The organism is Robinsoniella sp. (genome assembly GCF_034124845.1).
This window is the reverse complement of record NZ_JAWYAJ010000249.1, coordinates 1-483: the sequence shown is the minus strand read 5'-3', so window position 1 is coordinate 483 and position 483 is coordinate 1. Positions and strand designations below refer to the sequence as shown.

Here is a 483-nt window from a genome sequence, read left to right as displayed (position 1 = left end):
GGCTGATATCAGTATCTATGATTTTATGCCCGAGAGCCAGCTTGCGGTTCTGGACAGACATAAGAAGGCGCTGATGCTGCATCTGCCGCGAAAAGGAAGGCTTCCGGATCCTGACAATATTCGGGAATTGCGGGAAATCAGACAGAAATTTCCGGACATACATATTATTCTTGCACATTTTGGGAGGAGCTTTACAACGGATATATTTAGCAGAGGGATCGCAGCACTGGGTGAAGATCTGAAGGGATTTTATTTTGACACGGCGGCGGTTGTGAATTCTCTGGTACATCAGATGGCAATGGAACGGCTGGACAGCAGGCAGATCTTGTTTGGAACGGATTTTCCAATTATGACCTGGCATGGCATACGGGAGTGGCACACGGATTCGCCGACGAATTACTGCAGAGAAGATTTTGGATGGAACAGGCATGAGAAAGGGGCAGAGACAGAAGCGGAATTTACTTTTATCGCCTATGTACAGCT

1 protein-coding gene is annotated in these 483 nt (G+C 47.4%); it reads left to right on the top strand.

Annotation, left to right across the window (positions count from 1 at the left end; all coding sequences use genetic code 11):
• A partial coding sequence (locus ACH2DQ_RS12295; RefSeq protein ID WP_395026908.1) for a hypothetical protein occupies nt 1-483 on the top strand: 483 nt, incomplete at both ends.